This is a genomic window from Luteimonas sp. Soil_C_16 (assembly GCF_057657295.1).
Map to the genome: position 1 here is coordinate 30,823 of NZ_JBDGIS010000008.1, position 15,051 is coordinate 45,873.

The window sequence follows — 15,051 nt, forward strand, 5'->3', positions numbered from 1 at the left end:
AAGCTGCACGCATGCACGCCCATCCATCGTCCCGCTTCCTGCTCAACACGCCCGATGTCGAACTCTGGCCCGCGCGCCTGCTGCGCGCGCGCAGCAATCGCGACGCGCGGGTGCTGTCGCGTGCGACGCAGGTGCTCCGGCGCAAGCGCGACGGTGCGTATCTCGCCGCGGCGCTGCCCGAAGGTGTGATCGGGCTGATGCCGCGCTGGCAGCGTGAGCCCGGCATCGACGATGCATTGGATCTGCTCGACGCGGGCGCGCCGCATGCGGCGCACGCGGCGGCGCCCGATCTGCCGCTGTCGCAGGTCGAAGCCCGACTCGCGGCGCTGGGTCTCGACGCCGACGACTATGCCGCGCGCACCGGCCTTGCGCTCGTCGCCGAACCCGCGTGGCTGGCCTTTGCCGGGCTCGACCGCTACCGCCGTCCCTTGTGGCTGACGTCGGAGACCGCCCGCGCATGGCAGGGACTCCACGCGGCGGCCGCGCGCGACGGCGTCGTACTCGATGCGGTCTCCGGCTATCGCAGCCACGATTACCAGCTGGGCATCTTCGATCGCAAACGCGCGCGCGGCCTGTCGCTCGACGCGATTCTCGCGGTCAACGCCGCGCCCGGTTACAGCGAGCACCACGCCGGCAGCGCGCTCGACATCAGCGCGCCGGGTGAGCCGCCCGCAGAAGAATCTTTCGAGGACACCGCGGCATTCGAGTGGCTGACGCGCCACGCCGCCGACCACGGGTTCACGATGAGTTATCCACGCGACAATCCGCACGGCATCGTCTACGAGCCCTGGCACTGGCGGTACCGGCCCGCCACCGACTGAGCCGCTGCTGCGCCGCGATCAGCGCCGCAGCGCGGCCACGGCCTGCAGCAGCCAGCCGAGTATCGTCAACATGCCGCCCCAGGGCGCGAAGAACGACGGCCCGCCGAACAGGTGGCGTGAGATCAGCGCGCCGGCGAACAGCAGCGTACCGAGCAGCAACGCGACGAGAGAGGCCAGCTCGATCGTGCCGCGCACCGCGCGCCCCATCAGCACGAGCGCGATGCCGTGGCCGAAGGCGAACACCGCCGCGGTCTGCAATGCGGCGCGCGCATCGCCGTCGACGGCATGCGCGGCGTAGGCCGACAGCCCGACCGACACGCCCGCCAGCAGCGCGCCGGCCGCCACCAGGCCACCGATGTGCCGCGCAGTGCGTCCGGATCCGATTCCCATTGCCTGCTCCATTGCCGCGCGAGCGGCGCGATGCGGGCCACGCGTAAAAAACGGCGGCCCTGAAACGACACACGCCGCATCCCGAAGGATGCGGCGTGCGATGCACAACCTGCGCGGTTGCGCCTGCTTACTCGGCCGGAGCCGCTGCAGGTGCCTCGGCCGACTCGGCCGCCTCGGCCGGCGCCGGGGTTTCAGCCGGTGCCGGCGCTGCCGCCGGCGCCGCTGCGGCAGGTGCCGCGTTCGGATCACGCAGCGTCCAGAACACCTCGAACTCGCCGTTCTCGGTGAACGCGGTATCGATGCCGTTGACGTAGTTTTCGTACGGACGGTCGGTGACCTCGTAACCCTGCGTCAGCGCCCAGGCGCGCACGGCGTTGCGGACGTTGTCCAGCTCGGCCATGAAGCCCTTGTAGTTCGCCTTGGCGACGCGAGCGCGCGGCACGAACACAGCCTTCACCGGGCCCAGCAGCTGCAGACCGGTCAGCTCGACGGCATCGGTGGTCGATGCGGCAACCGGCGGCGCGGCGGCGGCGGTCTCTTCACCCTCGCCTTCGGCAGCAGCCGGCGCAGCAGGCGCGGCCGGACCGGTGCCCTTCTTGCGGACCGGCATGCCGATGTCGAACGTGTAGGTTTCGCGACCCAGTTCGGTGGTGATGATGCGCAGCGGACCGGCGGCTTCCAGGTTATTCGCCGCCATGGTGCGGTTGATCCACTCCACGTTGGCCTTCATCGAGTCCTGGATGACCTGGTTGTTGCGCTCGACGGCACCGGCGGCGACGACCAGCAGGTTCTCGGCCGGACGGTCGGCGGCGGCCAGGTTGGCCAGCGTGCTGCCTTCGGCGCGGTAATCGACGTTCGGCACCGCGGCCAGCATGTTGGTCAGACGACCCAGGCCCAGCTTGATGCCGTCACCGATGTTGCGGCTGACGTACAGGCCGGCGAAACGGCCCAGCAGATCCCAGCCGTAATCGACGCTGTAGGTCTGGGTGATTTCGATGTTGCGGTTGTTGCGACCGGTCGGCTTCAGGGTGAAGGTGGTCGTCTTGTTGTTGCCGCGGGTCGGGTTCTCGACCGCGTAGACCACGCGGGTACCCGGCTCGGACTCGGTGATTTCCCAGCTGCCGTCACCGACGCGCTTGAGGGTCGAGCTGTAGTCGATGCGCGCCCCGACACCGGCTTCGGGGCCGGAGATCTTCAGTTCGGCGTTCGGGTCATACGCGGTGACCGGCGACCAGTCCTTGAAGCGGAGCACGCTGTTGAGCGTGTCGAACACGATCGTCTGACGACGGTTGGTTTCCGCTGATTCGGTCAGGGTGCGGCTGGAGGGAAGCAGGACGGCCACCACGAGAAACAGCACGGCGACGATGACGCATGAAATCAGCAGTTCGAGCAGACGGGTCATTCAGAGTTCTCCAGGACCAAATCCGGCCTGAGGCGGCACAGACCGGCAATCGTATCAAGTTGCGTGTAACCGGGCGAGTCCAATCAAGCATCGATGCGCGGGCGACCCGAGCCGCAGGATGCGCGGCCACGCACCGTCCGTCGCGCCGGGCGACGGCACATTCAGCAAGTCGGTGTCGGCGCATGGTGAAACGGCCGCACGGCGCGGCCTGGCGAGCGGATGTGCCGCTGCGAAGGGGACGCAACGCCGGCGTTGCCGCGCACCCGTCGGCGCGCGCGCTGCCGCTCAGACCAGTTGCAGCTCGAAGGCCTTGAGCACGGCGCGGGTCCGGTCGCGCACGCCGAGCTTGGAGAGAATGTTGGAGACGTGGTTCTTGATGGTGCCTTCGGCCACACCCAGCGAGTTGGCGATTTCCTTGTTGGAAAAGCCGCCGGCCATCAGGCGCAGGATCTCGGTCTCGCGATCGGTCAGTGGATCCGGCTTGTCGAGACTGACGAACTCGTTGCGCATCTGCTCCAGACCCGTCAGCAGGCGCTGGGTCACCGCCGGCTGCACCAGCGAGCCGCCACCGGCGACGGTGCGGATCGCGCCGACGAGCTGATCGAGCGACACGTCCTTGAGCAGATAGCCCTTCGCGCCGGCCTTGAGTCCGGCCAACACCAGCTGGTCGTCGTCGAAGGTGGTCAGGATGATCGTCGGCGGCAGCGTGCCCGCGCGCGACAGGGCCTGGATGGCTTCGAGCCCGGACATCGCCGGCATGCGCATGTCCATCAGCACGACATCGGGCTTGACCTCGGGAATCGTCTCGACCGCCTGACGGCCGTCGGAAGCCTCGGCGATCACTTCGATGCCGCCGTCGAGCGCGAGCAGCGAACGGATGCCCTGGCGCACCAGGGTCTGGTCGTCGACCAGGCAGACTCGGATCATGGTGCCTCCCATTGCGGATTCATGCCGGCGACTGCGCTTCGCCCCGCCGCGCAGCATCGCGCAGGCCGGTCGCATCCGCCAGCGGCAGTTCCAGTTTCAGTACGAAACCGCGATCGGGCGCGGTTTCCACGTGCAGAGTGCCGCCGTAGGCCGCGAGGCGCTCGCGCATGCCGGTCAGGCCGTTGCCGATGCGCGCGGCCTCTGCGCCGCGGCCGTCGTCGCGCGCATCGACGCGGATCGTGTCGCGGTCATGGCTGTAGCGCAGGCGGAGCAGGCTGGCGCCGGAATGGCGCACGGCATTGGTGATGATCTCCTGCGTGCAGCGCAGCAGGACGTGCGCACGTTCGGGATCGTCGACGACGAACTGCACCGGCAACTGCATGTCGACCTGCAGGCTCGGCACATGCTCGGCCAGCGGCAGCAGGGTCGCGCGCATGTCGATCGCATCGTCGTCGCGCAACTGGCTCACCGCCTCGCGCACGTCGCTGAGCAGCAGCTTGGCCAGCGTCTGTGCCTGCCCCACGTGCTCCTGCGCCTGCCCGCTTGCGAGGTGACTGGCGATCTCGAGATTGAGGCTCAGCGCGGTGAGATGGTGGCCGAGCAGATCGTGCAGCTCGCGGGAGATGCGGGTGCGCTCGTTGACGCGCACGCTCTCGGCCAGGAGCGCGCGGGTCGCGCGCAGTTCTGCATTGAGCCGGCGCTGCTCTTCTCGCGCCTGGGCCTGCTGGTGCGCGACGAAGCCGGTGACGAAGGCGAAGCCGGTGAAGCCGACGTACAGCGCCGCCTGCAGCACGGCCTCGGGCCAGGTGAAATCCAGGCCGCGCACGTAGACCGGCACGATGACGAACTCGCAGGCCACCAGCAGCGCCACGCCCACCCACAGCGGCAGCAGCCACGGCAGCACGCAGGCCACGACCATCAGCAGGATGCTGCCCAGGCCGCTCTGGCTGTAGTAGCTGATGCCGATCGCGCTGCCGGCCAGCAGCAGCACCAACAGATGATCGAATGCGCGGATCCGGCGCTCGCCGAGCCCGCGGGTGAGCCAGGCGTAGCTCAGGCCGAACACCGCCCACGCCGCCCAGCTGGGCCAGCTGTCGAGGGTGACGCGCACATCGCCGGCGGTCAGCTGCTCCACCGGCGCCAGCGACAGCATCAGCAACGGCAGGCCGGTCAACGCCCAGGTGAACAGGCCGGCGATGCGGAGCAGACGATTGTGGTTCAGATCACGGAGCATGCCAGCATGTTAGGCACATGTCGGCGCGTCCGGACGGGCCTGAAGTCATGCCGCCGGTGTCGCGGCCGGTCGCCCGGTGGTCCCCGTCATGCAATAATCCGGCCCTGTGCGACGCGCAGCGGCAGGAGCGCCGCAGACCGGTCGTCTCGCGCGTCCATCGGTAGTCTCTGGAGTCTGGAATGTCGATCGTCGTCCGCGACGTGCATGCGCACGAGCTGGATTCCATCCTCGAACTCAACAACGCCGCCGGTCCCTCGATCCTGCCGCTGGATGCGGCCCGTCTTCGCCACCTGCACGACACCGCGGAGTATTTCCGGGTCGCCGAACGCGATGGCGGGATGGTCGGCTTCCTGATCGGCTTCGGCGCCGGCAGCGGCCACGACAGCAGCAACTTCCGCTGGTTCGAATCGCACTACCCCGATTTCTTCTACATCGACCGCGTCGTGGTCGCCAGCCGCCGTCGCGGCGGCGGTGTGGGCCGCGCGTTCTACGCCGATGTGCAGAGCTATTCCGAAGTCCGCCACCCGCTGCTGACCTGCGAAGTGTTCCTCGAACACGACAACGATCCGGTGCGCCTGTTCCACGGCAGCTTCGGATTCCGCGAGGTGGGCCAGCACGTGATGCCGGGCACCGACATCCGGGCGTCGATGCTGGTCAAGGACCTGTGCAGCTATGCATGGGTGCGCGAGACCTACGGCGGCGCGCTGCCCGACGAACCCTGGCTGGGCCGCCCCCGCGTGCGTGCCCGCACCACCGAGGAGACGAAAGCCTGATGGCGTCCCGCCCCGCCCCCGCCGCCGATTTCGAACCGGCCGGCGAACTGAAGATCGGCCAGGTCGGCATCGCCAACCTGCGCGTGCGCACGCTCGACGTCGCGCGCCTGGCCGAGGAAATGCGCAGCCGCGTGACGCGCGCGCCCAAGCTCTTCGAGCGCGCCGCGGTGATCCTGGATTTCGGCGGCCTGGCCGAGCTGCCCGACACGACCACCGCGCAGGCGCTGATCGATGCGCTGCGCGATGCCGGCGCATTGCCGGTCGCGCTGGCCTGGGGCAACCCGGCCAATGCCGCGCTCGCCGAATCGCTGGATCTGCCGGTGCTGTCGAAGTTCCGTGCCCAGTACGAGAACGCCGACGCCGCGCCCGCACCGGCGCCCCCGCGCGCAGCGCCGGAGCCTGCTGCCGCGCCGCCGTCGGCCGCGAAGGCCGCCCCGGCCGCCGCGGCCGTCGAGCCGGGCCTGATGCAGGCGGGTTCGGTACGCTCGGGCCAGCAGCTCTACGCCCAGAATCGCGACCTGACCGTGCTGTCCTCGGTCGGGGCCGGTGCCGAGGTCATCGCCGACGGTTCCATCCACATTTACGGCCCGTTGCGCGGCCGTGCACTGGCAGGCGCACAGGGCAGCGCGACTGCGCGTATCTTCTGCCGCAGTTTCCACGCCGAGCTGGTCGCAGTAGCGGGCCACTACAAAGTGCTGGACGATATTCCCCGCGAACTCCATGGCAAGGCCGTCCAGGTCTGGCTGGAGCATGACGAATTGAAGATCGCCGCACTCGAGTGACGGCGACACACCAGGAGATGTGTTTTGGCTGAAATCATCGTAGTCACCTCGGGCAAGGGCGGCGTCGGCAAGACCACCAGCAGCGCGAGCATCGCCATCGGCCTCGCCCGCCAGGGCAAGCGCACGGCGGTCGTGGACTTCGACGTGGGTCTGCGCAACCTCGACCTGATCATGGGCTGCGAGCGCCGCGTGGTGTACGACCTGGTCAACGTGGTGCAGGGCGAAGCCTCGCTCAAGCAGGCACTGATCAAGGACAAGCGGTTCGACAATCTTTACGTGCTGGCCGCGTCGCAGACCCGCGACAAGGACGCGCTGACCACCGAAGGCGTGGAACGCGTGCTCAAGGAACTGGCCGACGACGGTTTCGAGTACATCGTCTGCGATTCCCCGGCCGGCATCGAGAAGGGCGCGTTCCTGGCGATGTACTTCGCCGACCGCGCCGTCGTGGTGGTGAATCCGGAAGTGTCGTCGGTGCGCGACTCCGACCGCGTCATCGGCCTGCTGCAGTCCAAGACCCGCCGCGCCGAGAACGGCGAGCGCGTGCAGGAACACCTGCTGCTGACCCGCTACAGCCCCGCGCGCGTGGAGACCGGCGAAATGCTGTCGATCACCGACGTCGAGGAAGTGCTGGGCCTGAAGACGATCGGCGTGATTCCCGAATCGGGCGACGTACTCAATGCCTCCAACAAGGGTGAACCCGTGATCCTGTCGGCCGAGTCCAATGCCGGCCAGGCCTACGACGACGCGGTTGCACGCCTGCTGGGCCAGGAGCGCCCGATGCGTTTCACGGCCACCGACAAGAAGGGCTTCTTCAGCAAGCTGTTCGGAGGCTGATCATGGGTATGTTCGATTTCCTCAAGCCGAAGAAGAACACCGCCTCGATCGCGAAGGACCGGTTGCGCATCATCGTCGCGCAGGAGCGGACCAATCGCGGCGCCCCCGATTACCTGCCGCTGCTGCAGCGCGAGCTGCTCGAAGTGATCCGCAAGTACGTCAGCATCGATGTCGAAGCGGTCAAGGTGGATCTGGTCAAGGACGGCGACCACGACGTGCTCGACATCTCGGTCGCCCTGCCCGAAGAGCGTCAGGCCACCGCCTGAGTCGTACGGTGGATGCGCCACGCGACATCGACACGGCCGACGCGGCCGGGCACGTGCTGTGTCTGGCCGACATCGGCTTCGACGCGCCCGCCGCCCTGCTCGCCGCTTACGGCCTGACCCTGCATCGCGTGCCCGACGGCGCGCCGATTCCGGGCAGCTACTGGGGCGCGCCGGAGGCCGGGATCATCGGCACCGACGTGCACGCGCGCGGCGACACGCCGGTGCATTCGCTGCTGCACGAGGCCGGCCATCTGATCGTGCTGCCGGCCGAGCGCCGCGCCGCGGTGCACACCGATGCGACCGATTCGGTCGAGGAAGAAGACGCGACCTGCTACCTGCAGATCGTGCTCGCCGACACACTGCCGGGCGTCGGCCGCGAACGCCTGATGGCGGACATGGACACCTGGGGCTACACATTCCGCCTCGGCTCGGCGCGTGCGTGGTTCGAACAGGATGCGGAGGACGCGCGCAGCTGGCTGGTCGCGCGCGATCTGCTGCCGGCGCTCGATCGGCGGGACGCCAACGCGCCGTAGACGCGTGGACGCGGCACGACGCGCGCGCGTGCGATTCGAATCCGCATCGCGTGCGCGTGCGCGCACGGCCATTCCGCGCCCCGCGCATCGCCACTTGCAGCCCCGTGGGCGGCGCACTAGCCTCCCCGTTCCCTAGCTGACCGGAAGCTGTCCGTGAAACAACGCCACGCCCTGCTCGCCCTCGCCGTGGCCGCGAGCCTGACGCTCGCCGGCTGCAACCGGTCCGAATCGCCCGATGCCGCGACGCCGACCGGCCCTGCCGCCGCGCCGGCCGGCGAGACCGCCGACCAGTTCATCGCCCGCGTCAATGAGGAAGTGCGTGCCCTGATGCCGGAGTTGACCGCCTCGCAGTGGCTGTCGGCGACCTACATCAACGACGACAGCCAGTTGCTGGCCGCCAAGTACAACGAGCGCTACCTCGCCCAGCTCAACAGCTGGATCGAACAGTCGCGCAAGTTCGAAGGCCAGCAGATGTCGCCCGAGACCGCGCGCGCGATCAACCTGCTCAAGCTCGGCGCATCGATGCCGCCGCCGCGCAATCCCGAACACCTCGCCGAACTGACCCGAATCGCGTCGAGGATGGAGGGCACTTACGGCGCCGGCCAGTACTGCACCGGCGAAGGCGAAGCGCGCAGCTGTCGCCAGCTGGGCCAGCTCGAAGACGTGCTGCGCAGCAGCCGCGACTACGACGCGCAACTCGACGCCTGGCAGGGCTGGCACACGATCGCCCAGCCGATGCGCGCGGACTACACGCGATTCGTCGAACTCGTGAACGAAGGGTCGCGCGACCTCGGCTTCGCCGATGCGGGTGAGGCCTGGCGCTCGGGCTACGACATGCCGCCGGCCGAGCTCGCCGCCGAGACCGACCGTTTGTGGAACCAGGTCAAGCCGCTGTACGAGCAGCTGCACTGCTACACGCGCACGCGCCTGGAAGCGCGCTATCCCGGCCGCGGCACCGTCGAAGGCGGCCTGCTGCCGGCGCATCTGATGGGCAACATGTGGCAGCAGGACTGGGGCAACCTCTGGGACGTGCTGCAGCCCTACCCCAATGCCGGCGACCTCGACATCACCGGCACGCTGGAGCGGGACTACCAGGCGCTGCTCAACGAACGCATGGTCAAGGAAAACGCGCTGATCGATTCGGATCGCCGCGCCGACATCGCCCAGGCCGCGCTGACCGAAAACGCCAAGCGCATGAATCAGCGCGCCGAGGATTTCTACACCTCGCTGGGCATGCCCAAGCTGCCGGAGAGCTTCTGGACGAAGACGCAGTTCGTGAAGCCGCGCGACCGCGACGTGGTTTGCCACGCCAGCGCCTGGGACATGGGCGTCAAGATCGGTGAGGGTGCCGATGCCCAGCCGGACGTGCGCACCAAGATGTGCACCAAGCCGAACGAGGAAGATTTCACGACGATCTACCACGAGCTCGGCCACGTCTATTACTACCTCGCCTACAACGGCCGTCCGCCGCTGTTCCAGACCGGTGCGCACGACGGCTTCCACGAGGCGATCGGCGACACGATCGTGCTGTCGATGACGCCGCAGTACCTGCAGTCGATCGGACTGGTCGGCGAGCAGCAGCAGACGCAGGAATCGCTGGTCAACTCGCAGATGCGCATGGCGCTGGCGAAGGTGTCGTTCCTGCCGTTCGGCCTGATGATCGACCGCTGGCGCTGGGGCGTGTTCGACGGCTCGATCACCCCGGAGAACTACAACAGCGCGTGGTGGGCGCTGAAGGCGCAGTACCAGGGCGTCGCGCCGGCCACCGCACGCGGCGAGGAATTCTTCGACGCCGGCGCCAAGTACCACGTGCCGGGCAACACGCCCTACACGCGCTACTTCCTGTCGCACGTGCTGCAGTTCCAGTTCTACAAGGCGCTGTGCGATGCGTCCGGTTACACCGGCCCGTTGAACCAGTGCAGCTTCTACGGCAACAAGGCCGCCGGCGAGAAGTTCTGGGCGATGCTCGAGAAGGGCAACAGCCAGCCCTGGCAGCAGACGCTGAAGGAACTGACCGGCGGCGAGCAGATGGATGCCGCGCCGGTGCTCGAGTACTTCGCACCGCTGCAGACGTGGCTGACCGAGCAGAACGAAGGCAAGACCTGCGGCTGGACCGCACCGGCCACCGCGCAGTCGCCCGCGCCTGCGCCGGCCGCGCAGCCGGCCGCACCGGCGCCCACGCAGAGTTGATCCAGCGTCGCGTGGACCACGAAGAAGGGCCGGCATCCGCCGGCCCTTCTTCGTTTCCGCCGACGACCGGACTCACATCTGGTCGGTGGGCTCCAATGATGCGGGATCGCGCGGACAGCCCGGCGGTCGTGCGCCGCGCGCGAGTTCCCAGCGCCAGAACATCCAGCCGACCAGCATGAACGCTGCCGAGGTCACGGCCAGCAGCAACGGCTGGTGGCTGACCAGCGGCGACAGCAGGCCGGCAACCGCGGCATTGAGCACCAGACCGGTGAAGGCCTGCAGCGACGACGCCGAACCGCGCTGGCGCGGATACATGTCGAGGATCGCGAGCGTCAGGATCGGGAACGTCAGCGCGATGCCGAACGAATTGAGCATCGCCGGCATCACCGCCCACGGAATCGCGGGCTGGTCGACCAGCAGGTTGTAGGCGACGTTCAACGTCACCGCGACACCGCTGCAGGCGAAGCCGATGTTGGCCAGCCGCGTGCCGGTGATGCGACCCGCCGCGCGCCCCGACACCCAGGAGCCGAGCATCATGCCGCTGATCATCGGTACGAAGAACCAGCCGAACTGGCGCTCGTTGAGGCCCAGCACGTCGACCACGAACACCGGCGTCGACGCGATGTACAGGAACAGCGCCGAGAAGTTGAACGCACCCGCCGCGGCGATGCGCTGGAAACGCCGGTTGGCGACGATCGACACGTAGTCGCGCAGCAAACGCCGCGGCGCGAGCGAGATCCGGTGCTCGCGCGGATGGGTTTCCGGCAACCACCGCCACACCACCACCAGCAGCACCAGCGAGAACGCGACCAGGAACCAGAAGATCAGCGGCCAGCGCCCCCAGCCCAGCAGCCAGCCGCCGATGATCGGCGCGATCGCCGGCGCGATGCTGAAGATCATCATGACCTGGCTCATCAGCCGCTGCGCATCGTCGCCCTGCAGCACGTCGCGGATCACCGCGCGGCCGACGATCAGGCCCACGCCCGCCGACAGGCCCTGCAACGCGCGGAAGCCCAGCAGCGTGGTCAGATCGGTCGACAGCGCGCAGCCCACCGACGCGACCACGAAGATCGCCAGGCCACCGAGGATCACTGCACGCCTGCCGATCGCATCCGACAACGGCCCGTGCACGATGCTCATCAGGGCGTAGGCGATCAGATACACCGCGATCGTCTGCTGCATCGCCGCCGGGTCGGCATCCAGATCGCCGCCCATCGCCGGGAACGCCGGAAAGATCGTGTCGATCGAGAAGGGGCCGAACATCGCCAGACCCGCCAGCAGCAGGGCCAGCGTGCGGATCGACGGCATGCGTGGCTGTCTCACGCGCCCACCCGCCACGTGCGGGCGACGACGGGCGCATCGGAAGACGCCGGCGCACGCGCGACGACAGGACAAAGGCATTCGGACATCGGGACACCGGAAGTCGTCCGCATTCACGGACCGGGCGCGGCGCGGCGGCCGCCTGGAAGCGCGACATCATAGGCCGGTCGATGCCGACGCCCCGGCAACGGCGCGTTCCGTCGGGCCGCCGCGACACGCGCGGGCGCGCAACGTGGCCGGTATACTGCGTCGCGTATGCAGTGGGAGAAGCGGGCGCTCCTCGAGAGCGTCCCTGCCGTAGGCGCAACCGCCCGGAATCGCTCAGGCCCCGTACCGCTGCAACGGCAACACTCTGGAGAGACCGGAACGCCTGCATGGCGCACCCGGCGCCGAAGGGGCACGAAGCGCACCGCTTCCAAACTCTCAGGCAAAAGGACAGAGGGGCACGCGGAAGACCGGCGGTCTTCGGCCATCGTCGTCCGCGACGCGGATCGACAGTGGCGGACGCCGGCATTCCAGAGCCCCTTTTGACGGATGCCTGCCATGACCGCTTCGACCCTGCGCGACCTCGAACACCACTCGGCCTTCGTCGAACGCCACATCGGCCCGAACGATGCCGAGATCGCCCACATGCTCGGCGTGGTCGGCCACGACTCCCTCGATGCGATGACCGATGCGATCGTGCCGGGCAAGATCGCCTCCCGCGCGCCGCTCGCCCTGCCCGACGCGATGACCGAAGTCGACGCGCTGGCGAAGATCCGCAAGGTCGCGGAACGGAACACCGTGCTGCGCAGCGTCATCGGCCAGGGCTACTACGGCACGCACACGCCGAACGTCATCCTGCGCAACATCCTCGAGAACCCGGCCTGGTACACGGCCTACACGCCCTACCAGGCGGAGATTTCGCAGGGCCGCATGGAAGCGCTGATCAACTTCCAGACGATGGTCACCGACCTGACCGGCATGGACATCGCGAACGCCTCGCTGCTCGACGAAGCGACCGCCGCCGCCGAAGCGATGACGCTGGCCAAGCGTTCGGCGAAGTCGAAGTCCAACGTGTTCTTCGTTGCCGACGATGTGCATCCGCAGACGCTCGACGTGCTGCGCACGCGTGCCGACGGCCTCGGCATCGAGCTGCTGATCGGCCCCGCTGCCGACGCCAAGGACGCCGACAGCTACGGCGTGCTGCTGCAGTACCCGAACACCTTCGGCCGCATCGGCGATCACGCCGAAGTCGCCGATGCCGTGCACGCGCGCGGCGGCATCGTCGCGGTCGCGACCGATCTGCTGGCGCTGACCCTGATCCAGGCGCCGGGCCGCTGGGGCGCCGACATCGTCGTCGGCAACTCGCAGCGCTTCGGCGTGCCGTTCGGCTTCGGTGGCCCGCATGCCGGCTTCATGGCCTGCCGCGATGCCTACAAGCGCTCGATGCCGGGCCGCCTGATCGGCGTGTCGGTCGACGCCGCCGGCAACCAGGCCTATCGCCTGACGCTGCAGACCCGCGAGCAGCACATCCGCCGCGAGAAGGCGACGTCGAACATCTGTACCGCGCAGGTGCTGCTGGCGGTGATGGCGTCGATGTACGCCGTCTACCACGGCCCCGACGGCCTGACCCGCATCGCCCGTCGCACGCACCGCTTCGCCTCGATCCTGGCCGCCGCGCTAGGCCAGGCGGGCGTCCGCGTCGGCGATGCGTTCTTCGACACGCTGCACGTGACCGGCGTCGACGCCGATGCGTTGCACGGCAAGGCGCGTGCAGCCGGCTTCAACCTGCGCGCGATCGACGCGTCGTCGGTCGGCATCAGCCTCGACGAGACCACGACCCGCGATGAAGTCGTCGCGCTGGCCAAGCTCTTCGGCGCCGGGATCGACATCGAAGCACTCGACGGCGCGACTGCTGACGCACTCCCGACGGCACTCGCGCGCGACACGAAATTCCTGACCCACCCGGTGTTCAACACGCACCACAGCGAGCACGAACTGCTGCGCTACATGCGCACGCTGGCCGATCGCGATCTGGCGATGGACCGCACGATGATCCCGCTGGGCTCGTGCACGATGAAGCTCAACGCGACCGCCGAGATGATTCCGGTCACCTGGCCCGAGTTCGGCAACATCCACCCGCTCGCGCCGGCCGACCAGACCGTCGGCTACACCGAGCTGATCGACGGTCTGGAAGCGATGCTGGTCGAGATCACCGGCTACGACGCGGTGAGCTTCCAGCCCAACTCCGGCGCGCAGGGCGAGTTCGCCGGCCTGCTCGCGATCCGCGCCTACCAGCAGGCGCAGGGCCAGGGCCATCGCGACATCTGCCTGATCCCCGAATCCGCGCACGGCACCAATCCCGCGTCCGCGCAGATGGTCGGCATGACCGTCGTCGTGACCCGCTGCGACAAGGACGGCAACGTCGACGTCGACGACATCCGCGCCAAGGCGGAGAAGTACTCGGATCGCCTGGCCGCGATCATGATCACCTACCCGTCCACGCACGGCGTGTTCGAGGAAGACGTGGTCGCGATCTGCGACATCGTCCACCAGCACGGCGGCCAGGTGTACACCGACGGCGCCAACATGAACGCCCTCGTCGGCGTGGCCAAGCCCGGCAAATGGGGCTCGGACGTCAGCCATCTGAACCTGCACAAGACCTTCTGCATTCCGCACGGCGGCGGCGGCCCGGGCGTCGGCCCGTGCGCGGTCAAGTCGCATCTCGCGCCGTATCTGCCGCGCGCGCTCGGCGGCGATGGCGAGGTGGGCATGGTCTCGGCGGCGACGCACGGTTCGGCGTCGATCCTGCCGATCAGCTGGATGTACATCGCGATGATGGGCGCCGACGGTCTGCGCCGCGCCACCCAGGTCGCGCTGCTCAATGCCAACTACGTCGCCAGGCGCCTCGCACCGCATTACCCGACGCTCTACACCGGCCGCAACGATCTGGTCGCGCACGAGTGCATCCTCGATCTGCGCCTGATCAAGGACGCGACCGGCATCAGCGCCGAGGACGTGGCCAAGCGCCTGATTGACTTCGGCTTCCACGCGCCGACGCTGAGCTTCCCGGTCACCGGCACGCTGATGGTCGAGCCGACCGAAAGCGAATCGCTGCACGAACTCGACCGCTTCATCGACGCGATGATCCAGATCCGCGACGAGATCCGCGCGATCGAGGACGGCCGTCTGGACCGAGAGGACAACCCGCTCAAGCACGCGCCGCACACGGCGATGCAGGTCACCGCCAGCGAGTGGACCCACGCCTACCCGCGCGAACTGGCCGCGTTCCCGCTGGCGACGCTGCGCCACACGAAGTACTGGCCGCCGGTCGCGCGCGTCGACAACGTGCACGGCGACAAGAACGTGTTCTGCAGCTGCATCCCGGTCGGGTCGGCCGAGGACGAGCCGGAAGCCTTCAGCGAACCCGACGTCGTCTGATCCGCAGCGTCTGAGCGGCCGGCGTCACGCCGGTCGATCTGCGCATTGCGTCACAACCTGACCCGACCGTGCGGTCGGGTTTGTTGTGTCCGGGCCCTGCGCGGATTCGTGCCGCGTCGCAACGGTCTTCACCGGATCTCGACATTGGCACGCGGG

General features: G+C 68.5%; 12 protein-coding genes, 1 pseudogene and 1 riboswitch. Of the genes and pseudogenes, 8 read left to right on the top strand and 5 right to left on the bottom strand.

Annotated elements, in window-relative coordinates; all coding sequences use genetic code 11:
* Positions 1 to 11: 11 nt before the first annotated feature.
* Positions 12 to 821: a M15 family metallopeptidase gene (locus tag AC3A5T_RS14610; protein WP_487629171.1), complete on the top strand. Its 810-nt coding sequence runs from the start codon at positions 12 to 14 to the stop codon at positions 819 to 821.
* Positions 822 to 839: 18 nt separating this feature from the next.
* Here the strand turns inward: AC3A5T_RS14610 and AC3A5T_RS14615 are convergent, their stop codons facing one another.
* From AC3A5T_RS14615 to AC3A5T_RS14630, 4 genes and pseudogenes are all read right to left on the bottom strand, one after another.
* Positions 840 to 1,211 (bottom strand): DUF423 domain-containing protein, encoded by a 372-nt coding sequence (locus AC3A5T_RS14615; protein WP_487629172.1) that lies wholly within the window; start codon positions 1,209 to 1,211, stop codon positions 840 to 842.
* Between the two features lie 247 nt (positions 1,212 to 1,458).
* Positions 1,459 to 2,613, bottom strand: a pseudogene (locus AC3A5T_RS14620) (polyketide cyclase); the annotation flags it as partial.
* Positions 2,614 to 2,898: 285 nt separating this feature from the next.
* Positions 2,899 to 3,540: a response regulator gene (locus AC3A5T_RS14625; protein ID WP_159678569.1), complete on the bottom strand. Its 642-nt coding sequence runs from the start codon at positions 3,538 to 3,540 to the stop codon at positions 2,899 to 2,901.
* 19 nt (positions 3,541 to 3,559) lie between these two features.
* Positions 3,560 to 4,774, bottom strand: coding sequence for a sensor histidine kinase (locus AC3A5T_RS14630; RefSeq protein WP_487629173.1), 1,215 nt, complete (start codon positions 4,772 to 4,774; stop codon positions 3,560 to 3,562).
* A 179-nt stretch (positions 4,775 to 4,953) separates the two neighbouring features.
* On the opposite strand from AC3A5T_RS14630, the gene AC3A5T_RS14635 reads away from it, so the two are divergent.
* The 6 genes from AC3A5T_RS14635 to AC3A5T_RS14660 all read left to right on the top strand — a co-directional run bounded on the left by AC3A5T_RS14635 (position 4,954) and on the right by AC3A5T_RS14660 (position 10,152).
* Positions 4,954 to 5,547, top strand: a complete 594-nt coding sequence (locus tag AC3A5T_RS14635; RefSeq protein ID WP_487629174.1) for a GNAT family N-acetyltransferase — start codon at positions 4,954 to 4,956, stop codon at positions 5,545 to 5,547.
* On the top strand, positions 5,547 to 6,329 hold the full coding sequence (gene minC, locus AC3A5T_RS14640) for a septum site-determining protein MinC (RefSeq protein WP_487629175.1): 783 nt from the start codon (positions 5,547 to 5,549) through the stop codon (positions 6,327 to 6,329). Before AC3A5T_RS14635 ends, minC begins: the two co-directional genes overlap by 1 nt.
* 24 nt (positions 6,330 to 6,353) lie before the next feature.
* Complete coding sequence (gene minD / locus AC3A5T_RS14645) at positions 6,354 to 7,163, top strand: septum site-determining protein MinD (protein WP_332076726.1); 810 nt, start codon at positions 6,354 to 6,356, stop codon at positions 7,161 to 7,163.
* Between the two features lie 2 nt (positions 7,164 to 7,165).
* Complete coding sequence (minE, locus tag AC3A5T_RS14650; RefSeq protein ID WP_055248846.1) at positions 7,166 to 7,429, top strand: cell division topological specificity factor MinE; 264 nt, start codon at positions 7,166 to 7,168, stop codon at positions 7,427 to 7,429.
* 26 nt (positions 7,430 to 7,455) lie between these two features.
* Positions 7,456 to 7,962, top strand: a complete 507-nt coding sequence (locus tag AC3A5T_RS14655) for a hypothetical protein (RefSeq protein ID WP_487629290.1) — start codon at positions 7,456 to 7,458, stop codon at positions 7,960 to 7,962.
* Between the two features lie 153 nt (positions 7,963 to 8,115).
* Entirely contained in the window at positions 8,116 to 10,152 is a 2,037-nt protein-coding gene (locus tag AC3A5T_RS14660; RefSeq protein WP_487629176.1) for a M2 family metallopeptidase, read from the top strand.
* A gap of 72 nt (positions 10,153 to 10,224) precedes the next feature.
* Here AC3A5T_RS14660 and AC3A5T_RS14665 read toward each other — a convergent pair whose 3' ends face one another.
* Positions 10,225 to 11,460 carry a multidrug effflux MFS transporter gene (locus AC3A5T_RS14665; RefSeq protein ID WP_487629177.1) on the bottom strand — a complete coding sequence of 412 codons (1,236 nt, stop codon included), beginning with the start codon at positions 11,458 to 11,460 and terminating at the stop codon, positions 10,225 to 10,227.
* A 354-nt stretch (positions 11,461 to 11,814) separates the two neighbouring features.
* Positions 11,815 to 11,921, top strand: a riboswitch (glycine riboswitch).
* An 85-nt stretch (positions 11,922 to 12,006) separates the two neighbouring features.
* Between AC3A5T_RS14665 and gcvP the strand changes: the two genes are divergently transcribed.
* Positions 12,007 to 14,895 (top strand): aminomethyl-transferring glycine dehydrogenase, encoded by a 2,889-nt coding sequence (gene gcvP / locus AC3A5T_RS14670; RefSeq protein WP_487629178.1) that lies wholly within the window; start codon positions 12,007 to 12,009, stop codon positions 14,893 to 14,895.
* Positions 14,896 to 15,051 lie beyond the last annotated feature (156 nt).

What these genes read in the sequence shown, in the direction of transcription:
- AC3A5T_RS14610 (WP_487629171.1), top strand. Translation starts at nt 12, where the DNA reads ATGCACGCCCATCCATCGTCCCGCTTCCTGCTCAACACGCCCGATGTC.
- minE (WP_055248846.1), top strand. Translation starts at nt 7,166, where the DNA reads ATGGGTATGTTCGATTTCCTCAAGCCGAAGAAGAACACCGCCTCGATC.
- AC3A5T_RS14615 (WP_487629172.1), bottom strand. Translation starts at nt 1,211, where the DNA reads ATGGGAATCGGATCCGGACGCACTGCGCGGCACATCGGTGGCCTGGTG.
- AC3A5T_RS14635 (WP_487629174.1), top strand. Translation starts at nt 4,954, where the DNA reads ATGTCGATCGTCGTCCGCGACGTGCATGCGCACGAGCTGGATTCCATC.
- gcvP (WP_487629178.1), top strand. Translation starts at nt 12,007, where the DNA reads ATGCCTGCCATGACCGCTTCGACCCTGCGCGACCTCGAACACCACTCG.
- minC (WP_487629175.1), top strand. Translation starts at nt 5,547, where the DNA reads ATGGCGTCCCGCCCCGCCCCCGCCGCCGATTTCGAACCGGCCGGCGAA.
- AC3A5T_RS14625 (WP_159678569.1), bottom strand. Translation starts at nt 3,540, where the DNA reads ATGATCCGAGTCTGCCTGGTCGACGACCAGACCCTGGTGCGCCAGGGC.
- AC3A5T_RS14630 (WP_487629173.1), bottom strand. Translation starts at nt 4,774, where the DNA reads ATGCTCCGTGATCTGAACCACAATCGTCTGCTCCGCATCGCCGGCCTG.
- AC3A5T_RS14665 (WP_487629177.1), bottom strand. Translation starts at nt 11,460, where the DNA reads ATGCCGTCGATCCGCACGCTGGCCCTGCTGCTGGCGGGTCTGGCGATG.